Annotated in this window: 24 protein-coding genes; 9 read left to right on the top strand and 15 right to left on the bottom strand. The window is 68.5% G+C overall.

Annotated features, from left to right (window positions below):
• The first annotated feature begins 299 nt into the window (after positions 1–299).
• A complete protein-coding gene (locus HV742_RS25365) occupies positions 300–1,205 on the top strand; it encodes a LysR family transcriptional regulator (RefSeq protein WP_006394388.1) in 906 nt (301 codons plus the stop codon).
• An 86-nt stretch (positions 1,206–1,291) separates the two neighbouring features.
• Here the strand turns inward: HV742_RS25365 and HV742_RS25360 are convergent, their stop codons facing one another.
• Positions 1,292–2,023 (bottom strand): pseudouridine synthase, encoded by a 732-nt coding sequence (locus HV742_RS25360; RefSeq protein ID WP_049074441.1) that lies wholly within the window; start codon positions 2,021–2,023, stop codon positions 1,292–1,294.
• 126 nt (positions 2,024–2,149) lie between these two features.
• Between HV742_RS25360 and HV742_RS25355 the strand changes: the two genes are divergently transcribed.
• A complete protein-coding gene (locus HV742_RS25355) occupies positions 2,150–2,770 on the top strand; it encodes a chorismate--pyruvate lyase family protein (protein WP_049077900.1) in 621 nt (206 codons plus the stop codon).
• Positions 2,771–2,846: 76 nt separating this feature from the next.
• Here HV742_RS25355 and HV742_RS25350 read toward each other — a convergent pair whose 3' ends face one another.
• From HV742_RS25350 to ggt, 10 genes are all read right to left on the bottom strand, one after another.
• The gene (locus HV742_RS25350; RefSeq protein ID WP_054504138.1) at positions 2,847–4,265 is read right to left on the bottom strand and encodes a DHA2 family efflux MFS transporter permease subunit; all 1,419 of its coding nucleotides are present in this window, start codon (positions 4,263–4,265) and stop codon (positions 2,847–2,849) included.
• A 56-nt stretch (positions 4,266–4,321) separates the two neighbouring features.
• Positions 4,322–5,020: an SDR family oxidoreductase gene (locus HV742_RS25345; protein ID WP_175146670.1), complete on the bottom strand. Its 699-nt coding sequence runs from the start codon at positions 5,018–5,020 to the stop codon at positions 4,322–4,324.
• A 124-nt stretch (positions 5,021–5,144) separates the two neighbouring features.
• On the bottom strand, positions 5,145–5,744 hold the full coding sequence (locus HV742_RS25340) for a TetR/AcrR family transcriptional regulator (protein ID WP_049074448.1): 600 nt from the start codon (positions 5,742–5,744) through the stop codon (positions 5,145–5,147).
• Between the two features lie 121 nt (positions 5,745–5,865).
• Positions 5,866–6,447, bottom strand: coding sequence for a hypothetical protein (locus tag HV742_RS25335; protein ID WP_175146669.1), 582 nt, complete (start codon positions 6,445–6,447; stop codon positions 5,866–5,868).
• Between the two features lie 31 nt (positions 6,448–6,478).
• Complete coding sequence (locus HV742_RS25330; RefSeq protein ID WP_049074453.1) at positions 6,479–7,015, bottom strand: YaeQ family protein; 537 nt, start codon at positions 7,013–7,015, stop codon at positions 6,479–6,481.
• A 125-nt stretch (positions 7,016–7,140) separates the two neighbouring features.
• A complete protein-coding gene (locus HV742_RS25325) occupies positions 7,141–9,000 on the bottom strand; it encodes a dipeptide ABC transporter ATP-binding protein (protein ID WP_104010920.1) in 1,860 nt (619 codons plus the stop codon).
• Between the two features lie 14 nt (positions 9,001–9,014).
• Positions 9,015–9,893: a nickel transporter permease gene (gene nikC / locus HV742_RS25320; protein ID WP_049074457.1), complete on the bottom strand. Its 879-nt coding sequence runs from the start codon at positions 9,891–9,893 to the stop codon at positions 9,015–9,017.
• Positions 9,890–10,834, bottom strand: coding sequence for an ABC transporter permease (locus HV742_RS25315; protein ID WP_049074460.1), 945 nt, complete (start codon positions 10,832–10,834; stop codon positions 9,890–9,892). The genes nikC and HV742_RS25315 overlap by 4 nt, the downstream gene beginning before the upstream one ends.
• A 129-nt stretch (positions 10,835–10,963) precedes the next feature.
• A complete protein-coding gene (locus HV742_RS25310; RefSeq protein ID WP_063583428.1) occupies positions 10,964–12,478 on the bottom strand; it encodes an ABC transporter substrate-binding protein in 1,515 nt (504 codons plus the stop codon).
• 60 nt (positions 12,479–12,538) lie between these two features.
• Positions 12,539–14,167 carry a gamma-glutamyltransferase gene (ggt, locus tag HV742_RS25305; RefSeq protein ID WP_049074464.1) on the bottom strand — a complete coding sequence of 543 codons (1,629 nt, stop codon included), beginning with the start codon at positions 14,165–14,167 and terminating at the stop codon, positions 12,539–12,541.
• 107 nt (positions 14,168–14,274) lie between these two features.
• Between ggt and HV742_RS25300 the strand changes: the two genes are divergently transcribed.
• The gene (locus HV742_RS25300) at positions 14,275–15,177 is read left to right on the top strand and encodes a LysR family transcriptional regulator (RefSeq protein WP_068951979.1); all 903 of its coding nucleotides are present in this window, start codon (positions 14,275–14,277) and stop codon (positions 15,175–15,177) included.
• 104 nt (positions 15,178–15,281) lie between these two features.
• On the opposite strand, the gene HV742_RS25295 is transcribed toward HV742_RS25300, so the two are convergent.
• The 4 genes from HV742_RS25295 to HV742_RS25280 form a co-directional block, all read right to left on the bottom strand.
• Positions 15,282–17,459 (bottom strand): phosphocholine-specific phospholipase C, encoded by a 2,178-nt coding sequence (locus HV742_RS25295; protein WP_175146668.1) that lies wholly within the window; start codon positions 17,457–17,459, stop codon positions 15,282–15,284.
• Positions 17,460–17,495: 36 nt separating this feature from the next.
• Positions 17,496–17,675 (bottom strand): hypothetical protein, encoded by a 180-nt coding sequence (locus HV742_RS25290; protein ID WP_049074472.1) that lies wholly within the window; start codon positions 17,673–17,675, stop codon positions 17,496–17,498.
• A gap of 20 nt (positions 17,676–17,695) precedes the next feature.
• Positions 17,696–19,693 carry an alkaline phosphatase family protein gene (locus HV742_RS25285; RefSeq protein ID WP_156430311.1) on the bottom strand — a complete coding sequence of 666 codons (1,998 nt, stop codon included), beginning with the start codon at positions 19,691–19,693 and terminating at the stop codon, positions 17,696–17,698.
• 192 nt (positions 19,694–19,885) lie between these two features.
• Positions 19,886–21,844 (bottom strand): PhoX family protein, encoded by a 1,959-nt coding sequence (locus tag HV742_RS25280; protein ID WP_175146667.1) that lies wholly within the window; start codon positions 21,842–21,844, stop codon positions 19,886–19,888.
• 198 nt (positions 21,845–22,042) lie between these two features.
• Here HV742_RS25280 and HV742_RS25275 point away from each other — a divergent pair, with 198 nt between their 5' ends.
• From HV742_RS25275 to gspK, 6 genes are all read left to right on the top strand, one after another.
• On the top strand, positions 22,043–22,489 hold the full coding sequence (locus HV742_RS25275; protein ID WP_059270035.1) for a hypothetical protein: 447 nt from the start codon (positions 22,043–22,045) through the stop codon (positions 22,487–22,489).
• Between the two features lie 75 nt (positions 22,490–22,564).
• The gene (gene gspG, locus HV742_RS25270; protein ID WP_020927290.1) at positions 22,565–22,993 is read left to right on the top strand and encodes a type II secretion system major pseudopilin GspG; all 429 of its coding nucleotides are present in this window, start codon (positions 22,565–22,567) and stop codon (positions 22,991–22,993) included.
• Complete coding sequence (gspH, locus tag HV742_RS25265) at positions 22,965–23,453, top strand: type II secretion system minor pseudopilin GspH (RefSeq protein ID WP_175146666.1); 489 nt, start codon at positions 22,965–22,967, stop codon at positions 23,451–23,453. Before gspG ends, gspH begins: the two co-directional genes overlap by 29 nt.
• Positions 23,440–23,844, top strand: a complete 405-nt coding sequence (gspI, locus tag HV742_RS25260) for a type II secretion system minor pseudopilin GspI (RefSeq protein ID WP_049074482.1) — start codon at positions 23,440–23,442, stop codon at positions 23,842–23,844. Before gspH ends, gspI begins: the two co-directional genes overlap by 14 nt.
• Positions 23,841–24,455, top strand: a complete 615-nt coding sequence (locus tag HV742_RS25255) for a type II secretion system protein GspJ (protein ID WP_175146665.1) — start codon at positions 23,841–23,843, stop codon at positions 24,453–24,455. The genes gspI and HV742_RS25255 overlap by 4 nt, the downstream gene beginning before the upstream one ends.
• Before the next feature lie 10 nt (positions 24,456–24,465).
• Positions 24,466–24,978: type II secretion system minor pseudopilin GspK (gene gspK, locus HV742_RS25250; RefSeq protein ID WP_175146664.1), on the top strand; the 513-nt coding region annotated here is incomplete at its 3' end.

Here is a 24,978-nt window from a genome sequence, read left to right as displayed (position 1 = left end):
CATACCCGCCCGCCGTGGCCTGCGCCCGCGGGACGACCGCGGTGTCCGCCGGACAACCGGCGACAGCAACGGCGCAACCCGAACCGCGCATCGTTGCGGCTCGTGAGGATTGACTGGGGTGTGGTTTCGCCTCAGACATTCAGGCAGGGCTTCGACACTTTGCTGCATTGCAGAATCGGCATTTTGCGTTATCCCGCCCGAGAAACAAAGAGGCATATTGAGAAAACATCATTCCAGATATGGGACAATAAACCACCCCATCCTGTGACAGAATCCCTTCCATGAAACGTCTACAAGGCATGGAACTCTTCGTGGAAGTCGCCAAGACGCACAGTTTTAGCCGTGCGGCGGCCGCCCTGGGGGTGCCCAAATCGACATTGTCTCGCCAGGTGGCCGAACTGGAACGGTCGGTGGGCCTGCGCCTGCTCAGCCGCACCACCCGCAAGGTGGAGCTGACCGACGCCGGCCGGCTGTATTTCGAGCGCTGCCAGCGCATCGTCGCCGAGGCCCAGATCGCCCACGAGGAACTGCAGAAGCTGGTCGACACGCCGTCCGGCCCCCTGCGGGTGAACATGCCGGCCGATTTCGGCACCGATTTCCTGGCTGAATCGTTCATGGAATTCTCGCGCCGTTATCCCGACGTCACGTTTTTCCTGGACCTTGCCAATCCCGATCACGCGCAACGCGTGTTCCAGACCTGCGATATTTCCATCGAGATCGGCGAACTGCCCGATTCGACGCAGATTGCGAGGCTGCTGGGCATGCTGCCGGCCCATCTGTACGCCTCGCGCGAATACCTGGAGAAGCACGGGGAACCGAAGCACCCCAGTGACCTGACCCGCCACGAGTGCATCGAGTTCCGCGCCGAAGGCGCCGGCCGCGTGACCCGCTGGCCGCTCAACAGCGGCGACCAGCACATCCAGTTCACCCCCGGCAACCGCTTTTCCGTGAACGGCGTGGCAATGGCGCGGCGCCTGGCGATGCTGGGCGCGGGCATCACCGTGCTGGTCGGCGGCCAGACCGCCGAGCAGAAATCCGGCCAGTTGCGGCGCGTGCTGCCGGACTGGCAACTTGGCCCATTCCCCGTGTATGCCGTCACGGAAACCCGGCTGCTGCCCGCCAAGACCCGGATCTTCATCGAGTTCCTGATGGAGCGCCTGGGCGGCGACGGGCAGGCGAAGGATACCGCGCCCTTCATGAAATGAAAGGCGGCCGGAAACAGACTGAAAAATCTGTGCGCGGCCGGCGAGCGCCGGCCCCCTTGGCGGGCGGCATGTCGCGCCCGCCGCGTTCAGAAGCGTTCGTCGTCGCGCAGGTAGCGCCACTGGCCCAGCGGCAGGTCGCCCAGGGCCACGCGGCCGATGCGCACGCGTTTCAGGCCCACCACCTTCAGCCCGACCAGTTCGCACATGCGGCGAATCTGGCGTTTCTTGCCCTCGCGCAGCACGAAGCGCAACTGGTCGTGGTTCTGCCAGCGCACCTGGGCCGGCTTGAGCGCCTTGCCGTCCAGCGACAGGCCGTGGTTCAGCAGCGCCAGGCCGTTCTCGGACAGTTCGCCCTGCACCCGCACCAGGTATTCCTTGTCGATGCTGGAGTCTTCGCCGATCAGCAGCTTGGCCACGCGCCCGTCCTGCGTGAGCACCAGGAGGCCCTGCGAATCGATGTCCAGCCGCCCGGCCACGGCCAGGCCGTCCAGGTGGCCGCGCTCGAAGCGCTGCGGGCTGCGGTCGCCGGCAAAGCGCGAGCGCGCGTCGATCAGCGCCACCGCGGGCGTGTAGCCCTTTTCGGCCTGGCCCGAGACGTAGCCCACCGGCTTGTTGATGAGGATGGTGACGCGCGACGTCTGGCGCGCCTGCGCGGCGCGTTCCAGCGTGATGACCTGGTTCGGGAAGGCGCGCGCGCCCAGCTCGGACACCACTTCGCCGTCGACCCGCACCCAGCCGCGCTCGATATAGCTGTCGGCCTCGCGGCGCGAACAGAGTCCACGCTCGGACATGAGCTTGGAGATTCGTACTTTTTCCATGGCCGGTATTGTATGCGCAGGCCCCGCCCGCGCCGCCGCCGAGCGGCCGCCAGCGCCCCTGCGGCAATTGGCCACAGGGCGCGGGGGCCAGGCCGCGCGCCGGCCTTGGCATAATACGCAGCCATGATGACCTCAGCAGCAGCACATCGCCCTCCCCTGGCCGCCGGCTGGCTGGCCAGCGCCCCGCCTGTCCTGACCCTTGCCCAGCGCCATTGGCTGTTCCGCCCCGGCGCCCTGACCGCCGGCCTGCGCCAGGTCGGCCAGGTGCGCCTGCGGGTGCTGGCCGAGTACGCCGACGGCGCGCCCGCCGACGAAGCGCACGCCATGCGCATCGCGCCCGGCGCGCCCGTCTGGGTGCGCGAGGTGCTGATGTCGGTGGACGGCATCGACAGCGTGCCGGCGCGCAGCCTGACGCCGCTGCGCGCCTCGCACGGCGCCTGGCAGGGCATGCGGCGGCTGCTGACGCGGCCGTTGGCGGACATGCTGTATCACGACAGCACCGTGATCCGCTCGCCGTTCGCTTGCCGCCGGCTGGCCTCGCCGGTGCCGTTTCACGCCACCGCTGCTGGCGCGCTGGCCGCCAATGGCCGCCGGTGCGACGCCGAGCGGGTCTGGGCGCGACGCTCGGTGTTCTGGCGCCAGGGCCAGCCGCTGCTTGTGGCGGAATGCTTCCTGCCGGATTTCTGGCGCCTGGTGGCCGGGCGCGCGGCGCCGCCGCTGGTGCCGCACCAGCGCACGCCGCGCTAGCCGCGAGGCGCCGCCGGGCGCCGCGCCGCACGCCTGCGCCCAGCACACCCCCGCCTCGTTCCCGCCACGCAGGCGCTTACGCATGCGCGGGGCGCGGCCGGGTGTCCACCGCCAGGCAGAGCAGGCCCGTCAACAGCGCCAGCCCCACATGGCCGATATACAGCGGATCAAAGTCCGCGTGGCTCAGCGCCCCCTTGCCAAGCAACAGCACCGTCAACGCCACCCCCAGCACCGCGCCGATCTGGCGCGTGGCCTGGTTGACGGCGCTGCCCACCGCGTAGTGCTGCGGCGGCAGGCGGTTGACGGCGGCGCCGGCCAGCGACGGCAGCACCAGGCCCACGCCCAACCCGCTCAGGATCAAGCCGGGCAGCCAATGCGCCAGGTAGGCGGGCTCGGCGCCCGGCACCAGCAGGAACCACAGTCCGCTGGCGGCGTACACCAGCGAGCCGCCCACCAGGAACGGGCGATGGCCCAGGCGCGCCGCCAGCTTGCCGGTGATGATCGCGGTGGGCATCACCAGCAGCGGGCCCGGCGTCACGGCCAGGCCCGCGCGCGGCAGACTGTAGTGCCAGACGCCGGTCATGTAGAAGAAGAAGGCGAAGAACATCATCGCGAAGGCGATGCCGAAGCTGAGCGTGGCCAGGTTCACGTAGCGATAGGTGCGATGCTTGAACAGCGCGAGATCGACCAGCGGGTGCGGCGTGCTGCGGGCCCAGCCCACGAAGGCCGCCAGCGACACCAGCCCCATGGCCGCCACCATCCACAATTCGCCACGGCTCCAGTGCGGCGATTCCGACTGCACGATGGCCAGCGCCACCGCGCCCACGCCCACCATCAGCAGCGCCATGCCGACGCCGTCGACGCGCCGCCGCGCTTCGGGCCGCACCGATTCCTTGAGGCGGCTGGCGCCGAACCAGAGCGACAACGCCCCCAGGGGCAGGTTGATGTAGAAGGCCCACGGCCAGCCGGCGGCATCGACCACGAACGCGCCCAGGCTGGGACCGACCGCCGCCGCCAGCGCGGCCACCGCGCCCCACAGGCTCACCGCCACGGAGCGCTGCGAGGCCGGAAATGCGGCAAGCACGATGGACAGCGAGGCCGGCGTCAGCAGCGCCGCGCCGACCGCCTGCGCCACGCGCGCCGCGATCAGCCAACCGACGCTGCCCGCCAGGCCGCAGGCAGCCGAGGCCGCCAGGAACAGCAGCACCCCGACCATGAACATGCGCTTGCGTCCATGCGTGTCGGCCAGACCGCCGGACGGGATCAGCATGGCGGCGTAGACCACCGTATAAGCGTTCAGCACCCAGGACATGTCGGCGGCCGAGGCCTGCGGAAAGCCGGCGCGCATGGCGCCGAACGCGGCGTAGAGCATGGTCGCGTCCAGGGAAACCAGGAACACGGCCACGCTGGCGATCCAGAAGATCGGCCAGGGAGATTGGGCCGCGAGCGGCGCGGCGGCGGCATGGGGAGCCGCGGAGGTGGCATTCGAATGCATGTCGATCGGACTCGGAAATGGCGTCGGAAAGGTCGCGAAAGCGTGGCGTGCGCGGTTCATGCCTGCAGGTAGACGGGCGGCTGGGCCGACAGGCCCTGCTTGACCTGGCGCGTGGCGTCGTCGGCCAGCACTTCCTCGGCGCCGGCCTCGAGCGCGTCGAAGGCCTGACGCACCACCGAGTCAGGAGTGCTCTTGGGCGCGTCCAGTCCCCGCGTCAGGTCGGTATCGACAAACCCCATGTGCAGGCCCAGCACCTGCGTGCCCTGCTCGCGCAGTTCGTGGCGCAGCCCGTTGGTCAGGGCCCAGGCGGCCGACTTGCTCATGCCGTACACGCCCAGCATCGGCCGGTTGATCCAGCTGGCGATCGACAGCACGTTCAGCAGCGCGCCGCCGCCGTTGGCCGCGAGCACCGGCGCAAAGCCCTGCGCCACGCGCAGCGAGCCCAGCAGATTGGTTTCCAGGTGGCGGCGCGCCGATTCGATGCTGTCGTCGGCCAGGAAGCCGCCCATGGCGGCGATGCCGGCGTTGTTGATGACCAGTGTCACGTCCCTGGCCAGCGCGGCGGCGGCGGCCACGTCCCGGTCGCTGGTGACGTCGAGCTGGATGGCCTGTACGCCCGGCAGCGTGACGCTGGCCGGATCGCGCGCGCCAGCGTAGACCTTGCGGGCGCCGCGCGCCAGCGCCTCGCGGGCGAAGGCCAGGCCGATGCCGCGATTGGCGCCGGTGATGAGGACGTTGGCGTTCTTCAGTTGCATGATGTCTTTCCTTGGATGCTGCGTTCTGGCGGAGGTCGGAAACACCGGCCGGTTATATAAATATGATGATCATCATATTTATAGGGTGAAGAAAGGCCGCGCGCGGCGGCCCGGAAAAAGGGGTTCAGTGGGCGGCTTGACGGCCCTCGCTGTCGTACTGGTCCAGAATGGACTGGCGCGCGGCCGCCAGCATGGCCCGGCCCTGCTCGTTGTCGCCGAGCGCACGGGCCAGTTGCATGGCGCCGACCAGGTTGCTGGTGATCGCCATCGCCGCGTGCGGGCCGGCGTCGGCCGGCAGCGCCTGCCGCACCACGCCGACCAGGCCGGTCACCCGACTGGCCGAGATGTCGCGGACCTCGGGCGACTGGCGCGGCATTTCCGACGCCAGCGCCGAAATCGGGCACCCGCTTTCGCAAGCCAGCAGATGGTTCTCGGACAGATAGCTCTCGACCAGGGCGCGCAGGGGGCTGGCCCCTTCGGCGCGGCGCCGCGCCATGCCCTGCGCCATGCGCGCCGCGCCATCCCGGCCGGCGCGTTCCATCGCCGCCACCAGCATGGCATCGCGAGACGGAAAATGCGCGTAGAAGCCGCCGTGCGTGAGCCCGGCCTCTTTCATGACGTCGGCCACGCCGACGCCGGCGTAACCGACCCGCCGGATCGCGCGCGCGGCCGCTTCCACGATGCGGTCGTGGGACATTTCTTTACGGGAAGCGGGGCCGGCCATGATCAGGCACTCCTGAATATGATGACCATAATATAAATCCGCCCCGCGCACTTTGCACGCTTTTTTTGTTGCGGCGCACGATTCCTCACGGAACGCGCGCCGGCGCGGCGGAAAAGCCCCCTCAGGGCGCGCTGAAGCTGTCCAGCACCTTGCGGAACGTCCCGGCCGTGCGGTCGAAGCCCTCCCGGGCGACGCCCGGGTGATAGGCTCCAGACGAGCACATGAGGGACCAGGTGTAGCCGTCCGCCAACCGCAGCCGCACCAGCGCCACCTGGCGGTCGTCCCCCTGGGTGAGGGCCAGCAGGGCCTGGTGCGCCGGCAGCCCGGCCAGGGTCGACACCCCGTTCTCGAGCACCTTCACCTGCTGGTCGGAATACATCATGCTCCAGGCGACTTCGGGCAGGACGGCATCCTGCTCGCCCAGCGGCGCCGGGGGGTCGATGGTGCGCAGCGAGACCGAACACGTCTGGTTGTCGGCCGCGGTGGCGCCAGGCTTGGCGATCATGATCATTTCCTGGCCAGCCTGCGCCGGCCCCTGCAGCAGTTCCCACCCCGCCGGGACCAGCACCTTCTGTCCGCCGGCGAACACGTGCATGCGGTCCGTGGCGGCCGTGGCCGGCTCCTCGGCGGGCGCCGCGACCGCCCGCAGCGAAAATACCATCAGCGGCAATGCCGCCCATGCCAATGCTCGGGTCTTCCTCATCCCTACGCCTCCAGGAAAGGGCCTGGCGGTATCAGCGCCAGACTTCGGGTTCGATGCTGACTTCGCCCTTGTCGGCCGAGAAATACACCACGCCGTCCGAGATGTTGGCGTTCAGCTGCATGGTGCGTTCGGCCAGATTGGCGAGCGCGCGTGTCTGCTCGGACGGCAGATTGATGACCTTCAGGTTGCGGGTGCGTTCCAGCTTGTTGCGCACGCCGTCCCACCAGATCCTGCTGGCGGAGCCGCCATAGCAGTAGACGATGACCTGCTCGGCGCGGCCGCAGGCGCGCAGGATGCGGCGCTCCTCGGGCTGCCCGACCTCGATCCACAGGGTGATGGCGCCAGTCAGGTCCTTGACCCACAGGTCCGGTTCGTCGGTGTCGCTCAGCCCCTTGGTGAAGGACAGCTCTTCCTGGGCCTGCAGCGCGTAGGCCACCAGGCGCACCATCATGCGCTCGTCGGTTTCGGAGGGATGGCGGGCGACCGTCAGCGCGTGGCTGCCGTAGTAGTGCCGATCGGTGTCGGCCACGTTGAGGTCGGCCTTGTAGATAGTGGCGCGCAGGGCCATGGCGAGAAAATCCGTTGAATGGGGCGAATGACTGAAGGCCGCCATGATACCGCCTGTGGCGCGGCCGGCCCGCGCGGGCCGCGGCGAGGGCCCGCCGCTTTGCCGGCGGGCGCCCGCGCCACGGCTCAGTACACGCCGACGGAATGGCGCGCGACGTAGTGCCCTTCCCCGACCCGCACCAGCGGCTCCACGAGGGGATCGTCGCCCAGCTTGCGCATCGGGCTGGGGATTTCGTCGACCAGCAGCGAGCGCTCGCGATGGCGGCGCTGCGGATCGGCGATCGGAACCGCCGCCATCAGCTTCTTGGTGTAGGGATGCTGCGGATTCTCGAAGATGGCGCGGCGCGGGCCGATCTCGACGATCTGCCCCAGGTACATCACCGCCACGCGGTGGCTGACGCGCTCGACCACCGCCATGTCGTGCGAAATGAACAGGAACGAGACGCCCAGCTCGCGCTGCAGGTCCAGCAGCAGGTTGACGATCTGCGCCTGGATCGACACGTCCAGGGCCGAGACCGATTCGTCGGCGATCACCACCTTGGGGTTCAGCGCCAGGGCGCGCGCGATGCAGATGCGTTGGCGCTGGCCGCCCGAGAATTCATGCGGATAGCGGTCGATCATCTCTGGCGCGAGGCCGCACTTGTCCATCAGCCAGCGCACCCGCTCCTGCGCCGCCGCGCCGCTGGCCACGCGGTGGATCAGCAGCGGTTCCATGATGGAATAGCCGACCGTCATGCGCGGGTCGAGCGAGGCGAACGGATCCTGGAAGATGAACTGGATGTGGCGGCGCAGCGTCTGCATGGCGCTGCCGCGCAGCGCGCCGATGTTCTGGCCGTCGAACTCGATCGTGCCGCTCTTGCTCTTGACCAGTTGCAGCAGCGAACGGCCGGTGGTGGTCTTGCCGCAGCCGGATTCGCCCACCAGCGACAGGGTCTCGCCGGGATACAGGTCGAAGCTGACCTTCTCGACGGCGTGCACGCGCTTTTGCACCCGGCCGAAGATGCCGCCGGTGATGTCGAAGCTGGTGGTCAGGTCGCGCACCTTCAGCACCGGGCCGTTGTCGCGGCGCACGGTGGACGGCTGCGCCACCGGGGCGGCCGCCGGCTCGGCCTGGCGCGCGGCTTCCTCGACCTTGAGCAGCGGGAACGGCGCCGGCTCGTCGGTGCCATGCATGGCGCCCAGGCGCGGCACGGCCGACAGCAAGGCGCGGGTGTAGGCATGTTGCGGCCGCGCAAAGACGTCGTCGGAACCGCCCTCCTCGACCTTGTCGCCGCGATACATCACCAGCACCCGGTCGGCCACTTCGGCCACCACGCCCATGTCATGGGTGATGAAGATCACGCCCATGTCCATTTCTTCCTGCAACTGGCGGATCAGTTGCAGGATCTGGGCCTGGATCGTGACGTCCAGCGCCGTGGTGGGTTCGTCGGCGATCAGCAGTTGCGGCTTGCAGGACAGCGCCATGGCGATCATGACGCGCTGGCGCATGCCGCCGGACAGCTGGTGCGGATAGCGGTCGAGGATGGCGCGGGCCTCGGGGATGCGCACTCGCTCCAGCATGCGCAGCGTTTCCGCGCGCGCCGCGGCCGCGTCCAGCCCCTGGTGCAGTTGCAGCGCCTCGGCGATCTGGTTGCCGGCCGTGAAGCTGGGGTTGAGCGAGGTCATCGGCTCCTGGAAGATCATGGCCACGTCGGCGCCGCGCACGCGCTGCAGCGTGCTGTCGGGCGCATTGACCAGGTCCAGCACGTCGCCGTTGCGCCGGCGCAGCAGCATGCCGCCGTTGACGATGCGGCCGCCGCCGTACTCCACCAGGCGCATCAGCGCCAGCGAGGTGACCGATTTACCCGAGCCGGACTCGCCCACGATCGCCAGGGTTTCGCCGCGGTCGACGTGGAATGACACGTTGCGCACCGCTTCGACGACGCGCTCGGGGGTTTTGAAGCGCACGGTCAGGTCGTTGACCTGGACGACGCGTTTGGGATCCATGGTTGCCATGATGATTACTTGTCCTGACGGGGATCCAGCGCGTCGCGCAGCCCGTCGCCCAGCAGATTGAAGCCCAGCACCACCAGGAAAATGGCCGATCCGGGGAAGATCGACATCCAGGGCGCCTGGGTCATGAAGTTCTTGGCGGTGTTCAGCATCGAGCCCCACGATGGGTTCGGCGGCTGCAGGCCCAGGCCCAGGAACGACAGGCTGGCCTCCGCGATGATGGCCGTGGCGATGGTGATCGTGGCCTGCACGATCAGCGGCGGCATGACGTTAGGGAACACGTGGCGGCAGATGATGCGCAGGTCCGAGGCGCCCAGCGCGCGGGCGCTCTGCACGTAGTCCTCGTTCTTGACGGCCAGCACCTGCCCGCGCGTGAGCCGGATGAACTTGGGCGCGGCCGACACGCCGATGGCGATCATGGCGTTGGTCAGGCTGGGCCCGAGGAAGGCGGCCAGCGCGATGGCCAGGATCAGGAACGGGATCGCCAGCAGCGCCTCGGTGGCGCGCGAGATGCAGCTATCGGTCCAGCCGCCGAAGTAGCCGGCGGCCAGGCCGAACGGCACGCCCACCACCAGCGCGATCAGCACCGACACCAGGCCGGCCATGAGCGAGGCGCGGGCGCCATAGACCATGCGGCTGAAGATGTCGCGACCGAGTTCATCGGTGCCCAGCCAGTAGGACGCCGACGGCGCCTTGCGGATGGTGGTGAAGCTGGTCTGGAACGGGTCGTGGTTGGCGATCAGCGGCGCCACCAGGGCCACCAGCACGAAGAACAGCACGATGCCCAGGCCCAGCATGGCGACGTGGTTGCGTTTGAACTTGGCCCAGGCGCGGTTGCGGGCGCGGGGCGGCGTGACGGCGGCGGCCGTTGCGGGAAGTGCGCTCATGCGTGCCTCAGACGGGGATTGACCAGGATGTACAGGATGTCAGCCAGCAGGTTCATCAGAATGAAGCCCACCGCCACGCAGAGCACCACGCCCTGCACCACCGCGTAGTCACGCGTGAAAACGGCATCGACCACCAGCTTGCCGAAGCCGGGGATGGTGAAGACCTGCTCGGTCAGCACCGCGCCGGCCATCAGTTCGCCGAACAGCAGCGTCACCAGCGTGACGATCGGCATCAGGGCGTTGCGCAGCGCGTGGCGCAGCACCACGCGGCGCGGCGACACGCCCTTGGCGCGCGCGGTGCGCACGTAATCGGCGGACAATGCCTCCAGCATGGCCGAGCGGGTGTGGCGCATCAGGTAGGCGGCGATGGCGGTGGACAGCACCAGCGCCGGCATCAGCATGGTCTTGATCGACAGCCAGAAGTCCTCGCTGGGCGACACGTAGCCCGAGGCCGGCAGCAGCTTCCACTGCACCGACACCACCATGATCAGGATGATGCCGAGCCAGAAATTGGGGATCGACATGCCGGACAGCGCCGCGATGTTGGCGCCCATCTCGACCGGCTTGCCCTTGCGCACCGCCGCGACGATGCCCATGGGGATGCCGATCAGCAGCGCGAAGAACATCGCCATGGCGGCCAGCTGCAAGGTCACGGGCAGCTTCTGCCCGATCAGGGTGGTCACCGGCACGTCGGTACGCAGCGACTTGCCCAGGTCGCCCTGCACCACCTGGGTGGCCCAGGCGACGTACTGCACCGGCAGCGGGTCGTTGAGGCGGTATTTTTCGCGCAGATAGTCCAGCACGGCCGGGTCGCGCTCTTCGCCGGCCATGGTCAGCACCGCGTCACCGGGCAGGATTTTCTGCAGCATGAAGACGATCATCGACACCAGTATCAGGGTCGGTATCGCGACGATCACGCGGCGCAAGATGAGTTTGAGCATGAGGGAAAACCGTAGAACGAAAGCGGCGGACGGAGCCGGCCCGTCAGGGCACGGCGCGCGGCCGCCGCGGGAAACGACCGGCCGCGTTCAAGCGGCCGGCGGACGCGGCGGCGAACCGCCGCGCCCGGATCACTTCTGCGCGAACGTCACGCCCTTCAGGCGGATCATGCCGTCCGGGTACGGCACGAAGCCCTTGACCTTCTTGGCCAGCGCGAACGGCCACGGCTGGTAGTAGTTGTACACGCCGGGCAGTTCGTCCTGGATGATCGTCTGCGCCTGGTCGTAGATGGCGCGGCGCTTGGTTTCATCGGGCACCGTGCGGGCCTCGTTGAGCAGCTTGTCGACGTCCGGGTTGCAATAGTGGCCGTCGTTCAGCGCGCCCTTGCAGGTCACGAAGCTATGGATGTTGCCGTCCGGATCGACCCGTCCCGACCAGCCCAGCATCACCACCTGGAAATTGCCGCCGGCCGATTCTTTCTGCAGCGCGGCGTACTCGGTGGGCCGCAGCGACAGGTCGAAGCCGGCCTCGGAGGCCATGGCCTGCACCATCTCGGCCACCGACGAGGTGGTGGTGTTGTTGCCGAACATGACCTCGGCCTTGACGCGGTCGAAGCCGGCCTGTTTGAGCAGCGCGCGGGCCTTGGCCACGTCGCGCTTGGTCACGGGGAACTTGTCGCTGTGGTAGGGGCTGGCGGGCGGGAACGGCTGCTGCGCCGGTTCGAAGATGCCGCCGCCGGCCACTTCGTTGATGGCGTTGCGGTCGATGGCCAGCTGGAATGCCTGGCGCACCAGCTTGTTCTTGAAGGGGTTGTCCTCGGCGCGCTTGCCGTTGGCCACGTTGAACATGAACTGCTGGAAGCCCAGGCCCGCCACTGGCGCGAAGGTCAGGCTGGCGTCGCCCTTGACCTGCGCCGCGTCCGACGGGTTCAGACGCTCGAGCAGGTCCAGGTCGCCGGCGCGCAGGTTCGACAGGCGCACGGTGGTGTCCGGAATCGGCAGGAAGGTGATGCGCTTGAAGGCGTAGTCCTTGGCGTCGTAGTACTGGTCGAATTTCTCCAGCACGACGCGGTCGTTCTGGATGCGCTCGACGAACTTGTACGGACCCGAGCAGATCGGCTTGCGGCCGACCGCGGCCACGTCGGCATCGGCGAACGACTTGGGCGACAGCATCATGCCGGCGCGGTCGGACAGTTGCGCCAGCAGCGTGGCGTCGGGCTGCTTGAGGGTCAGCACCAGGGTGCTGGCGTCGGGCGCCTCGACTTTCTCGACCGAGGCCAGTTCGCCCTTGCGCAGGCTGTCGGGCAGCGTCATGGCGCGTTCCAGGTTGGCCTTGGCGGCGGCGGCGTCGAACTTGCTGCCGTCATGGAACAGCGCGTCTTCGCGCAGCTTGAAGGTCAGCACCTTGTTGTCCGGGCTGAACGACCACGAGGTGGCCAGTTGCGGCACGAAGTGCAGCTTGGGATCGATGTCCACCAGCTTGTCGCACAGCGAGGTGAAGACGATGCGGCCGACGTAGGTGCGGGCGCGGTGCGGGTCCAGCACGTCCGGATCTTCCTGCAGGCCGATGCGAATATTCTGCGCGCAGGCGGCGCCGGCGGCCAGCGCCAACACGCTGGCGCCGAAGGTCATGGTAAAGCGTTTCATTGTGTTTGTTCCCCTTGTGGCTGCAATGCCGGGTTGCGATGCCCGGCGGCAAGGCGCGTGTCAGAAGCCCACGGCCTGGCCGTCACGGCGGCTGTCGCTGGCGGCGACGTAGCCGAGCTCGTTGTCGCTTTCGGACATGCGCCAGATGAATTGGCCGGCGCCGAAATCCATGTACGGATCGTCCACGGATTTCAAAGCATGCCCGAGGTCTTTCAGGCCCGCAATAGTGGAAGCCTTCATATTGGTCTCGATATCCAGCGTGAAATCGCGGTTGACCTTCCAGCGCGGGGCGCAGCAGGCGGCTTGCGGGTTCTGGTGGTAGTCGACCATGCGGATCACGGTCTGCAGGTGGCCCTGCGGCTGCATGTCGCCGCCCATCACGCCGAAGCTCATGACCGGCTTGCCGCCGCGCGTCAGGAAACCCGGGATGATGGTGTGGAACGGCCGCTTGCCGCCCTCGACCACGTTGGCCGACTTGGGATCCATCGAGAAGCCGACGCCGCGGTTCTGCAGGCTGATGCCGGTGCCCGGCACGACCACGCCCGAGCCGAAGCCCATGTAGTTGGACTGGATGAACGAGATCATCATGCCGTTCTCGTCGGCGGCGGTCAGGTAGATGGTGCCGCCGGCGGCCGGACGGCCGGCGCTGAAATGGGTGGCGCCGTCCAGGCGGATCAGCTTGGCGCGGCTGTCCAGGTAATCGTCCGACAGCATCTGCTCGGGCGTGACTTCCATCGAGCGCGGGTCGGCCACGTACTTGTAGAGGTCGGCGAAGGCCAGCTTCATGGCCTCGATCTGCACGTGCTGCGACTGCACCGAGTCGACCGGCAGGTCGGCGATGTTGAAGCGCTCGACGATGCCCAGCGCGATCAGCGCGGCGATGCCCTGCCCGTTCGGCGGGATCTCGTGCAGCTCGTAGCCGCGATAGGACCGCGAGATCGGCTTGACCCACTCCGGCCGGTAGCCGCGCAGGTCTTCCAGCGTCATGGCGGCGCCGCATTCCTGGCTGAAGGCGGCGATGCGCTCGGCCAGCTCGCCTTCGTAGAAATCGCGGCCCTTGGAGGCGGCGATGCGGCGCAGCGTGTGGGCCGCGTCCGGAAAGCGGAAGTGCTCGCCGACCTTGGGCGCGCGGCCCTCGGGCATGAAGGCCTGGGCATAGCCCGGCTGGCTGCTCAGTTCATTGGCGGCGGCGGCCCACTTGTGCGCCACCACCGGCGGCACGGCGTAGCCGCGCTCGGCGATCTCGATGGCCGGTTCGAACAGTTGCTCGAACGGCAGCTTGCCGAGCTTTTCGTGCAGCGCGGACCAGCCGGCCACCACGCCCGGCACCGTGACCGCGTCCCAGCCGCGCTTGGGCTGGATCGCCAGGCCGTCAGCGCCGACGCCGTACTTGCGCTTGAAATACTCGACATTCCAGGCGGCCGGGGCCACGCCGGAGGAATTCAGGCCATGCAGTTCCTTGCCGTCCCAGACGATGGCGAAGCAGTCGCCGCCCAGGCCGCAGGAGACCGGCTCGACCAGCACGATGGTGGCGGCCGCGGCGATGGCGGCGTCAACCGCGTTGCCGCCCTTGAGCAGCATGCGCAGGCCGGCCTGGGCCGCGAGCGGGTGCGAGGTGGACACCACGTTGCGCGCGAACAGCGGGATGCGGATGGAGGGATACGGATTGACCCAGTCAAAGGATTTCATGGCGCCTGTCTCACATATAGGTAAGCAGGCGAAGGTACTCCCGTGATCTAATTAAATCAATTTGATTTTTTGTTCGGTCATGAAAGAAATTTTTGTGAATTGACCCCATGAGCACGATCCGTTTCCTGCGCACTTTCCTGGCCGTCGCCCACCATGGCTCGTTTTCCGAGGCGGCCGAGCAGGTGGCCCTGACACAGGCCGCCGTCAGCTTCCAGATGCGCTCGCTGGAGGCGGAATTGGGGCGCGAGCTGTTCGACCGCAGCGGCCGGCTGGCCATCCTGAATGCGGCGGGCCGGGAATTGCTGCCGGAAATCAAGCACTTGCTGGATTTATACGACCGCATGCGACTGCCGCGCACCGTGCCGGGCGAACTGGCGGGGTCGGTCTCGGTGGGCAGCATCGTGTCCTGCATGGGCACTCTGTCCAAGGTGGTGTCGGGCATGAAGAAGTCGCACCCCAGGCTGGACGTGCGCATCCTGTCGGGCAAGGCCAGCGAACTGGCCGGCAAGGTCGAGGACGGCGAACTGGATGCGGCCTTCCTGGTGGAGGCCGGCCGCAAGATGGCCAGCACCCGCTGGACCCCGCTCTATGAAGAACCGCTGGTGGTGATCGCCCCGCCCTCGGCCGCCGGGCGCGACGCGCGCCAGGTGCTGGCCGGCAACCCCTTCCTGCGCTTTGACCGCACCCAGCGCACCGGCCTGCAGATCGACCGCCTGCTGCGGCGCCTGGCGGTGCCGCTGGACGAATTCCTGGAACTGAACGCGATCGAGACTCTGATCGAACTGGTGCGCCAGGAGGTTGGCGTGACGCTGCTGCCGCTCATCAACGGCTCGAACTGGCGCGACAGCCCACAGCTGCGCATCCTGCCCCTGCCCGACGACCTGGGGCCGGCGGCGCGCGCCATCGGCATGCTGGAGCGGCGCGAACACGCCCGCCAGGGCATCACCGCGGCCATCTGCGAAGCCTGCGCCGCGGCCTTCCGGGCGCGCGACGCGCAGGCGGCGGCGTAGACCCGCCACGAATGGCAATGCCCCGCGCCGTCTCCCGGAGGCGGGAGCGGCACGGGGCGTCGCATCGGGCCCGTCCGTGGCCGGCCGCGCCCGCGCAGCGGGCCTTACTGGCCCATCGCCGGATCGGTGATCGACGCCTTGCCCGTCTCAACCCGGCCGGCGAAGCGGCGGAGGTAGGCCGGGTCCTCGTTCAGGCGCGCCGTGAAGTCGTACCAGCTGCCGCTGGCCTTGAGCGACCACGACTGCTCGACCTGGCCGCCGGCCGGCACCGTGATCGTCCACTTCTCGTTATTGGTGTAGTAGGCGTTTGGCGTGATGACGAAGGTGCAGGGCTTGGCGCCGCTGTTGATGAAGCTGGTGTAGACGTCGCCGTTGGCGATGTCGTAGCAGACGCGGATTTCCGCGCCCAGGCCTTCGGCGCGGGCCAGCGCCAGATCGCCGGCAAAATGGCGCAGATAGCCGTTCGGGCCCATCACCCACAGGTCGTACTTGCCGCCATCGGCGGCCACGTCCCAGCTGCCTTCGAGCTGCTTCTCGGGCTCGACCGCGTAGCGGCGCGGCAGGCGGTCCAGGTGCAGGCGGTCGTACACGTGGAACACGCCGGCGGCGCTGCCGGTGTTGGCGAACACCAGCCACATGGCGCTGCTGCCGGGCTGGGCGCGGCCGCTGGTGTGCATCTCGTAGGGCAAGGCGCGCGACGGACGCACGCCGGTTTCCTGCCTGGGCCTGGCCTGGGTGGTGGTGTCGGGCAGCGGCACCTGGGCCAGCGCCTGCTGGTCGGCGCGGGTCTGGTCCGCCGTGGCCTTGGTCCACATGGTCAGGTCGGGCAACTGCTCGCTGTTGGGCGTGGCGAAGTTGAAGGCCGAGGTCAGGTCGCCCAGCACCGCGCGGCGGTAGTCGCTGATGTTGGTTTCCTTGACGCCGAAGCGCGCTTCCAGGAAGCGCAGCACCGAGGTGTGGTCGAAGGCCTGCGAGTTGACCCAGCCGCCGCGGCTCCAGGGCGAGACGACGTACATCGGCACGCGCGGGCCGGGGCCGTACACGCGCTTGTCGGCCGCGTCCTGCAGCGACGGCTTGATGTGGCGCTCCAGGTCGGTGTTGATGGTGGACGCGCCCGCCATCGAGCCGTCGGGATTGAGCGACGGCGCGGCCGGCGACGGCACGTGATCGAAGAAACCGTCGTTCTCGTCGAAGTTGATGAGCAGCACGGTCTTGCTCCAGACGTCCGGGTTGGCCGTCAGCGCGTTGAGCGTCTCCTGGATGTACCAGGCGCCCTGCACCGGGCTCGACGGGCCGGGGTGCTCCGAGTAGTTGGCCGGCGCCACGATCCACGACACCTGCGGCAACGCGCCGTTCAACACGTCGTCGCGGAAGGCTTGCAACAAGCCCCCGTCGGGCATGGTGTTGGCCACGCCCTTGTAGAGCGGGTTGCCACTGTCCGCCGCGGCCGTCCAGGCCGGCGGGCTGGGATTACTGGCGGCCGGATCATTGCCGGACAGTTCGTAAGCCTTGCGGAACTGGCGGAAACCCGCCAACGGATTGTCGGTGAAGTTGTCCGGCAGGTTCTGGTAGACCTTCCAGCTGACGCCGTTCTTCTGCAGTTTCTCGGGATAGGTTTCCCAGGTCCAGCCCGTGGTGGACACGCCCAGCCCGTCCCATTGGTTGCGGGTCGAGGGGCCATTGCCCTGCGCCAGCGGATCGTTGGTGCCGGTCCAGTGGAACAGGCGGTTGGTGTTGGTGCCGCCGTGCGAAGAACAGTGATAGGCGTCGCACAGCGTGAAGGCCTCGGCCAGCGCGAACTGGAACGGCAGCTCCTGGCGCGTGTAGTAACCCATCGACTGGTTCTGCTTGTAGCGCGGCCATTGGTACAGGCGGCCGCCGTCCCAGGCGTTCTGCGCGTCCGGGTAGTCGTGCGGCGTGCCGGACACGCGCTGGGCGTTGCCCTTGGTGCTGTCCAGATGGTACGGCAGCACCACGCGGGTGCCGTTGGTCTGTTCCCAGACCGAGCGGTTCTGCGGCAGCGGCACGGTAATGCGGTCGCCGAAGCCGCGCACGCCCTTGAACGTGCCGAAGTACATGTCGAACGAGCGGTTTTCCTGCATCAGGATGACCACGTGCTCGACGTCGTTGATGGTGCCAGTGCGGTTGTTGGCGGGAATCGCCAGGGCGCGGCGGATGGCCGGCGGAAACATCGACAAGGCGGTCAGGCCGGCGGTCGAGGCGGCGGCGTTGCGCAGGAAGCGGCGCTTGCCGGCGTGGATCGGGTCTTTAGCGGACGTCACGGATGCTGTTCCTTGGATTCTGAAAAAAGCGCGGCTTCAGGGCGCGCAACGCAGTTGGGGCTTGACCGGCTGGGTCGGCGTCTCGGGCTGGGTCCCGGGGTTGGTGCCGGCGTCGTCGTCATCCTTGTCGCCGCCGCAGGCGGTCAGGACGGCGGCCACCATCAGGGCGGCGCCCGCGCGCAGGCAGGCGCGCAAGATCGGGGAGGCAGTGTTCATGTCGTATCTATCCTTGGACATCAGGGAAGCAGTTCGGAAACGGATTTGCCGGACATGGCCAGCGACTTGACCTCGGTTTCGGTCAGGGCGCGCGACCAGAAAGCCAGGTCGTCGAAGTACATCGTGTAGGGCCCCTTGGTGCCGGCGCAGCACACGCCGTAGGTGCCCTTGCCGTCTTCATTCAGGCCCAGGTGCGGACCGAACACGCCGGCGATCTGGGCGAAATTGACGCTGCCGGTGGAGATCGAGCGGCTGAACCAGCCCATTTCGGTGTCGTAGACATAGGCGGCCATGGTCTTGGCGGTCTTGTTGATGACCATCGCCACGTAGACCGGCTTGTTGGCTGTGAACTTGACCCCGTTGATGTCCACGCGGCTGCCGCCCGCCAGGTTGAAGCGCAGCTCGGGGCCGGCCCACTGGGCGATGGTGATGCCGGGGTTGCCGCCGGAGTTGTAGTCCTTGTTGCCCAGGATGGAGCGGTCGTTGGCGGTGCCATCGGACTGATACCAGAAGCCGATGGTGAAGGCCTGGACGCTGTCGAGCAGGCCCGCCGGATAGTCCAGCTTGAAGGCGCCGGTGGGGTCGCCGCTGCGCTCGTTCTGGAACATCTTGCCGAACACGCCCTTGTCGGCGAACACCGGCGCCTGCACGCCGTCATAAGGGGTGATGGCTCCGCCGCCGGCGGCCTTGTCCGTCAGGTTGCCTTCGAACGGGAACAGCATCGTCAGGCCGTTGCTCAACGACGGCAGCAGCGGCACCGGCGCGGTGTAGACCACGGTGGCGCGCACCGCCGTCACGGCGTTGCCCACCGCGATGCCATAGTTCAGCTCATGCACGCCCTCGGTGGTGAAGACGAAGCCGGTGTCGACATAGTCCGAGGCCGTGCCCGGCAGGCGCGCAATCTCCTTGCCGTCGCGGCTGATGACGATGTCGCCGGTGGGCGTGCCCACGCGGCTCCAGCTCAACGTCACACTCTTGTTATCCATCGAGGTGCGGCTGGCCCCGCGGCGCAACGCCACGGCCTCGGACAAGGCGGTGCCGGCCAGGTCGTACTGCCCCGCCGCCGGCAGCGCGCCCAGGTGCGCCAGCAGCGTTGGCGCGGCATCGGCCGCGCTGGGCAGGCCGTACCAGGCGTTGTCCCAGGCGCCGTCGACCGCCGCATCATCGGCGCTGCCGCCGAGCAGCGGCGAGCGGTTCATCGCCAGCAGCGTGGTTTTGTTCAGCGACAGCGGCAGGCCGTCGCTGCCGCCGGTGCGGTCCAGGCCGTGGCTGGAAGCCACCACCACCAGCCAGTTTTCGTCCGGATGGGCGGCGCGGCGATCCGCGACCTGCTTGAGCAACGCGCCAATGGCGCTGTCGGTCTGGCGCAAGGTGGCGCGGTAGCCGTCGCCGAAGCCGCCGGTCGCGGCCGCACGCTCGGCGGCGCCGAACTGCGCCACCACCACGTCATAACCTTCAGTGATGCGATCGCGCGCCTGGCTGGCGACGCAATCGTCGACGCCGGCGCAGTCCGTCAGGCTTTGCAGATAACCGGCGTCGCGGTCACCGCCGACCAGGCCGGCCAGCAACGACGAGTTGAAGGCCGCCGCGGCGCGCGCGGCCGGCTTGGCGGCATTGACGCGCTTGAACAGGGTCGCCGTCTTGGGCGCCTGACCCGGGGCGTTGCTGCGCACGCCGTGCTGATCCGCCCATTGGCCGGTCAGCAGCGTGGCCCAGCCAGGCGCCAACAGGGTGGGCTGCTGCGTCACCCCGCCGGTGACGCCGCCGGTCCAGGAACGGGTCGCCGTCAACTGCGCCAGGTTGGGCAGCGACTTGTCCGCCATGCTCTGGCGGTAGGCGTCATAGGTGAGGCCGTCCACGCCGATGAACAGCACCTTGGCGGCCGCGCCCGGCTGCGGCTGCACGGCCGGCGGCGCCGTCGTGCCGTCGTCGTTGTTGTCATCGCCGCCACCGCAGCCGGCCAGCGCGCCCAGCGCCGCCAGCGCCGCGCACCAGCGCTTCCATTTCAATACCTGCATGTTCTTTCCCTTTCGAAACCCGCTTTATGGGTGGCCCACATAGTGGCGTCGCAAGGTGAAAGACCCATTAAGGGAAGAAAGGAATCATTGATCGATGGATCAGGATTTTTTTCCGCAGCGCTACAGACCGCAACAACGACATGGGACCGGCAAGCCGGTCCCATGCTGGTCGGAGGGCCGGCGGCCGCGGAATCAGGCGCCGATCCGCACGCCGGTCAGGTAGCCGACCGACGCGCCGAAACCGTCCTTGTAGTTGGCCTTGACCAGCGGTTCCAGGATCGGACGCACCGTGTTGAACAGTGCGCTCTGCGGCGTGCCCCAATCGGCGGCGTGCTGGAAATTGCTGGTGATGTAGGTCCAGCCGTTGATCTCGTCGACCGCCTGCAGGCCGGTCGATTCAGCCGCCACCGGGCACGACAACAGGCGCGACAGCTGCTTGGTGTCGACGTTATAGGCCCACAGGAAGTTGTTGACATGGCCGCCGCTATCCTCGCCCACGAACAGCGTGCGCAGCTTCTCCGAGAACTTGAGGTTGTCGGGATTGGAGATCTTGTCGGCATTGTGGGTGTTGCCCAGCGCGTCGACCGGCGAGATCGGCGCGCCGACCAGCTCGGCCACCGCCGCCATGTCGACCGGCACCCATTCGCTGTCGATGGCCTGGCCGGTGCTGTCGACCTGACCGGCCTTCATGTGCAGCTGGTACACCGCGCCGGCCGCGTTGGCCTGCACCTTCATGCCGTCCACGGTGCCGTCGATCATCGACTTCTCGATGCGCGACATGGCGCTGTAGGCGATCTTGTCCTTGACGTTGACGGTGGTGCCTTCCATCTTGGTAAAGCCCAGCGAGCCGCCGACCAGCGCGGCATAGCGGTGGGTTTCCAGGAACGCCGCGGCCTGGCGGCGGCCCGGCAGCAGCTTGACCCAGTTGTTGGCGCCGTTGAAGCGGATCTTGGTGAAACTGCTGTCGGCCGGATCGGCAGTGCGCACGTCCATGATGTCGGCGGCGGTCAGCTGGTCGGCCAGTTCCTTCACTTCGGCGCTGGTGGCGTGGCCCAGCTTGATCCAGGTCAGCGTGGCCGCGCCCGGCCCCGTGCCCGAGGTCTGCGTCCACTTGGCCACGTAGAGCGTGCCGGACGACAGGTCGGCCTTGCGATCGGCCACGAACATGAACAGGCCGCCGTTGGTGGCGTCGTCGCCCATCAGCGCGGTGCGCTGGTCGGGCATGATCTGCACCAGCTCGTGCGAGATGCGGCCCATGCAGTAGTGTTTCTTGATGCTGCCGGTACCGTCGGGGTTGACCGTCACCTCCGGCATGTGGCCGTAATGGTAAGGGTTGGCCTTGTTGGGATCGCCGAACAGGTTCTGGCTGTAGGCCTGGAACTGCGCGTCCGAGCGGGCGATGGTGGCGTCCGGTTCGTACTCTTCGCTGGACAGGTGCGTGTTCCACGGCGACAGGCTGGCGCCACAGGTGATCCACAGGCCGTTGACCGACGAGGTGTCCACGTTGCTGTACTTGACCAGGCTGAGCTTGCCGGTGGCCGGGTCCTGCGCCAGCGTCAGCACCGCGATCGGCGACGGCAGGCGGCCATACATGTCGGCGCCGGACTGGTCCATCGACTGGTATTCGAACTGCACCACGGCGAACACGGTATTGCCGTTGACGCCGGGCACGGCGGGCGCGTCCAGCTTCAGCAGCGACATGCCGTCCGGACAGTTCGAGAAGAACTGGCGGGCCTTGGCCGGCACCGAGTTGTCCATGATGGGCGCGCCGCTGTTGTTGAAATACGCGCCGGCGATGATGCTGCCGCCCTTGCCGTCCGGCACCGCGTCGCCGGTCATGAAGAACGGTTCGTAGCCCAGCTCGATCTTGCGGGTGGAGCCGTCGCTGAAGGTCAGCACCATCGCCGACCCCACGGTGGTGCGCGCCATCAGCTCGGGCGTGGCCAGCGTGGGCGCGGCCATCGAGGTGAACGCGGCGGACGTGAAGGTCACGTTCGGCGGCGGCGTGACGACGGGGCTGTCGTCATCGTCGTCGCTCGAATTACAGCCCGTCAGCAGCGCGGCCATGCCGACGCCGCCCAGCGGCAGCATCGGCGCGCCCCCGAGCATCTTCAGAAGGCGGCGGCGATTGGCGTGTGTCGTGTCTTGCATCGTGGTTTCCTGTGGGAAGGGATCGGTGCCGCGGCGCCCGGCCGCAACGTGCACGCATGCTAGAGAGACGCGATGTAAGCTTGATGACAGTGCGGTGTTGGTTGTTTGAAAGAACCCGCGCCGCCGTATCGCGCAATTGTCATGATCGGCTGCTAGAGTCGGGCGCATTTCCGCCGTAACGTTGCCCGCGTCACCGCCATGCCCCTGTCCCTGCGCCTGTCCCCGCCCGCGGCCCCCGCCGCGCTCCGAGTCCTTGCCATCCTGGCGCTGGCTGCCGGCCTGGGCGTGTGGGGCGCGGTGCTGTTCGCGCCCGCGCCGCCCGCCCTGCCCGCCCCCGTCGCCGCGCCCGCGCCGCGAGCGGCCGACAACGGCCCGGTGGCCCTGTGGTTCGGCCGCGATGAGGTGTTGCGCACGCAGATCAGCGTGCTTGGGGTGATCGCGGCCGGCCCCGACGGCGCCGCCGTCTTCAGCGTCGACGGCGGCCCGCCGCTGGCCTGGCGCGTCGGCGACGAGGTCGCCCCGGGCATCGTGCTCAAGGCCGTCGGCGCCGACGCCGTCACGGTCGAGCAAGGCGGCCGCGCCAGCCGCATCGCCGCGCCGGCCGCCCCCGCCCCCGAGGGCGGCATCGCGCGCGCCGCGCCGTGAGCCGCGCGCCTCATATTGCTGTCATATTTCATGTCCACAATCGCACGCTTCTCACTGAAATACCGGAGTCGTGAAGTGCGCCAGTCATCGCGTGGGCTCGCCCGCCAGCAAGGTTTCACCCTGATCGAGATCATGGTGGTCATCGTGATCATGGGGATTCTGGCGGCCCTGATCGTGCCGCGCGTGCTGGACCGCCCCGACCAGGCGCGCCAGGTCGCCGCGCGCCAGGACATCGGCGGCATCATGCAGGCGCTCAAGCTCTACCGCCTCGACAACGGCCGCTACCCGACCACCGCCCAGGGCCTGCGCGCGCTGGTGGAAAAGCCCGAAGGCGCGTCCAACTGGCGCGGCTATCTGGACAAGCTGCCCAACGATCCCTGGGGCCATCCCTACCAATACCTGAGCCCTGGCGTCAAAGGCGAAATCGATGTGTTCTCGTTCGGCGCCGACAACAAGCCCGGGGGAGAAGGCGGCGATGCCGACATCGGTTCGTGGGAACTCTGAGCGCGGCTTCACGCTAGTCGAAGTCCTGGTGGTGCTGGTGATCGTCGCCATCGCCGCCAGCATGGTCAGCCTGTCCATCGGCAAGGGCGCCGATCCATTGCGCGAGGATGCGCGGCGCCTGGCCGACGCCTTCACCGTGGCCGAGGGCGAGGCGCGCAGCGATGGCCGTTCGATCCGCTGGCTGCCCACCAGCGGCGGCTGGTCGTTCGAGCGCCAGGGCCGCTCCGCCGCGCCGACCGCCCAGGATGACTCGCCCCTGCCCGCGGACAAGCTGGAACGCGACGAGGTGCTGCGGCCGCAAGCCTGGCGAGCCGGCCCGGTGCAATGGCATCTGTCGCCCGAACGCCCGCTGCGCTTCAACACCGAATGGGTGGCCGACCCGTTCAGCGTGCAGCTGCGCGCGGGCGACTCGCGCGTGACGTTGACGCGCGACGCCGCCGGACATTATGAGATTCACTGATTCCCCCCTTCCGCTTAGCCGCCGGCGGCAACGCCAGCGCGGCTTCACCCTGATCGAGGTGCTGGTGGCCCTGGCCATCATCGCCGTGGCGATGGGCGCGGCATTGCGCGCCACTGGCGTCATGGCCGCCAACAACCGCGCGCTGCAGGACAAGACCCTGGCGCTGCTGGCGGCGCAGAACGCGCTGACCCAGTTGCGGCTGGAACAGACCCTGCCGCGCGCCGGCTCGCAGACCGTGCCCTGCCCGCAAGGCGGCCTGGCGCTGCAATGCGAACTGGTCTTCACCAATTCGCTGAACCGCAGCTTCCGCCAGGTCTCGGTCAAGGTGCGCGATGGCGCCAACGGCGCGTCCCTGCTGCAGCTGGACGGCCTCCTGTCGAGCCTGCGATGAATTCCCGCCGCGCCGTCGCCCGCGCCCAGGCGGGCTTCACCCTGATCGAAGTGCTGGTGGCGCTGGCCCTGATGGCGCTCGTCAGCCTGATGGCCTGGCGCGGCCTGGACAGCGTCTCCAGCGCGCGCGACTGGATCGCGCGGCAGGCCGACGACACCGACGCCGTCGTCCGCACCCTCGGGCAGATGGGACGCGATGTGGAAATGGCCTACAACGGGCCGTCGTTCGCCGCGCCCGGCGTCGACGCCCAGGTCTTCACCTCGGGCGTGCGGCTGCTGCGCGGCGCCGCCGGCGCGCAGACGCTGGAAATCCTGCGCCCCGCCCCCGATGACGACGGCCGCTGGCAGCGGGTGCAATGGTCGGTGCGCAAGGACGGTCTGTGGCGCGCCAGCGGCCTGCCGGCCGAACAGGGACCGCTGCCGCCGGTCAACGACGGCGTGCTGCTGCTGCCCGGCGTGCGCGCGCTGGCGCTGCGCGGCTGGGTGACGGGCATGGGCTGGGTCGACACCCGCGCGCCCTTCTCCGCCACGCCCGCCGGCATCGAGATCACGCTCGACCGCGGCCCGGCCGGCGACGCGCGGCGCTACAGCCGCATCCTGGAACTGCCATGAGGGGGCCGCCATGAACCCGTGCCTGCCGCGCGAACGCGGCGCCGCGGTGGTCAGCGCGCTGATCATTGTCGCCATCGTCGCGGCCCTGACCACCAGCCTGTTCCAGCGCCAGACGGCCAGCACCCGCCGCATCGAGAACGAGATGGCCCGGGTGCAGGCGCGCATGCTGCTGGCCGGCGGCATCGACTGGGCGCGCCTGGTGATACGCGACCACGGCCGGCGCGAATCGACCACCCGCGGCGACCAGATCTGGGCCACGCCGGTGCTCGACACCCGCATCGAACGGCCCGGCGACGATCGCGTGGCGGTGTTCTCCGGCCAGGTGCAGGACGAACAGGGCAAGTACAACCTGGGCAACCTGGCCAGCCATGGCGTGCCCCAGCCCGAACAGGAACAGGTGCTGCGGCGCCTGCTGGGCGCGCAGCGCCTGCCGGACACGCTGGCCGCGCGCATCGTCGGAATCATCGCCGCCAGCCAGCCGCCGGCGCCGGCGGCCGGCGCGCCCACGCCGGCGCAGGGCGGG

Origin of the sequence: Achromobacter ruhlandii, assembly GCF_902859695.1 — a bacterium.
GTDB lineage: Bacteria > Pseudomonadota > Gammaproteobacteria > Burkholderiales > Burkholderiaceae_B > Achromobacter > Achromobacter ruhlandii.
Note: the sequence above shows the minus strand (reverse complement) of the source record. Positions and strands in the feature narration are given on the sequence as shown.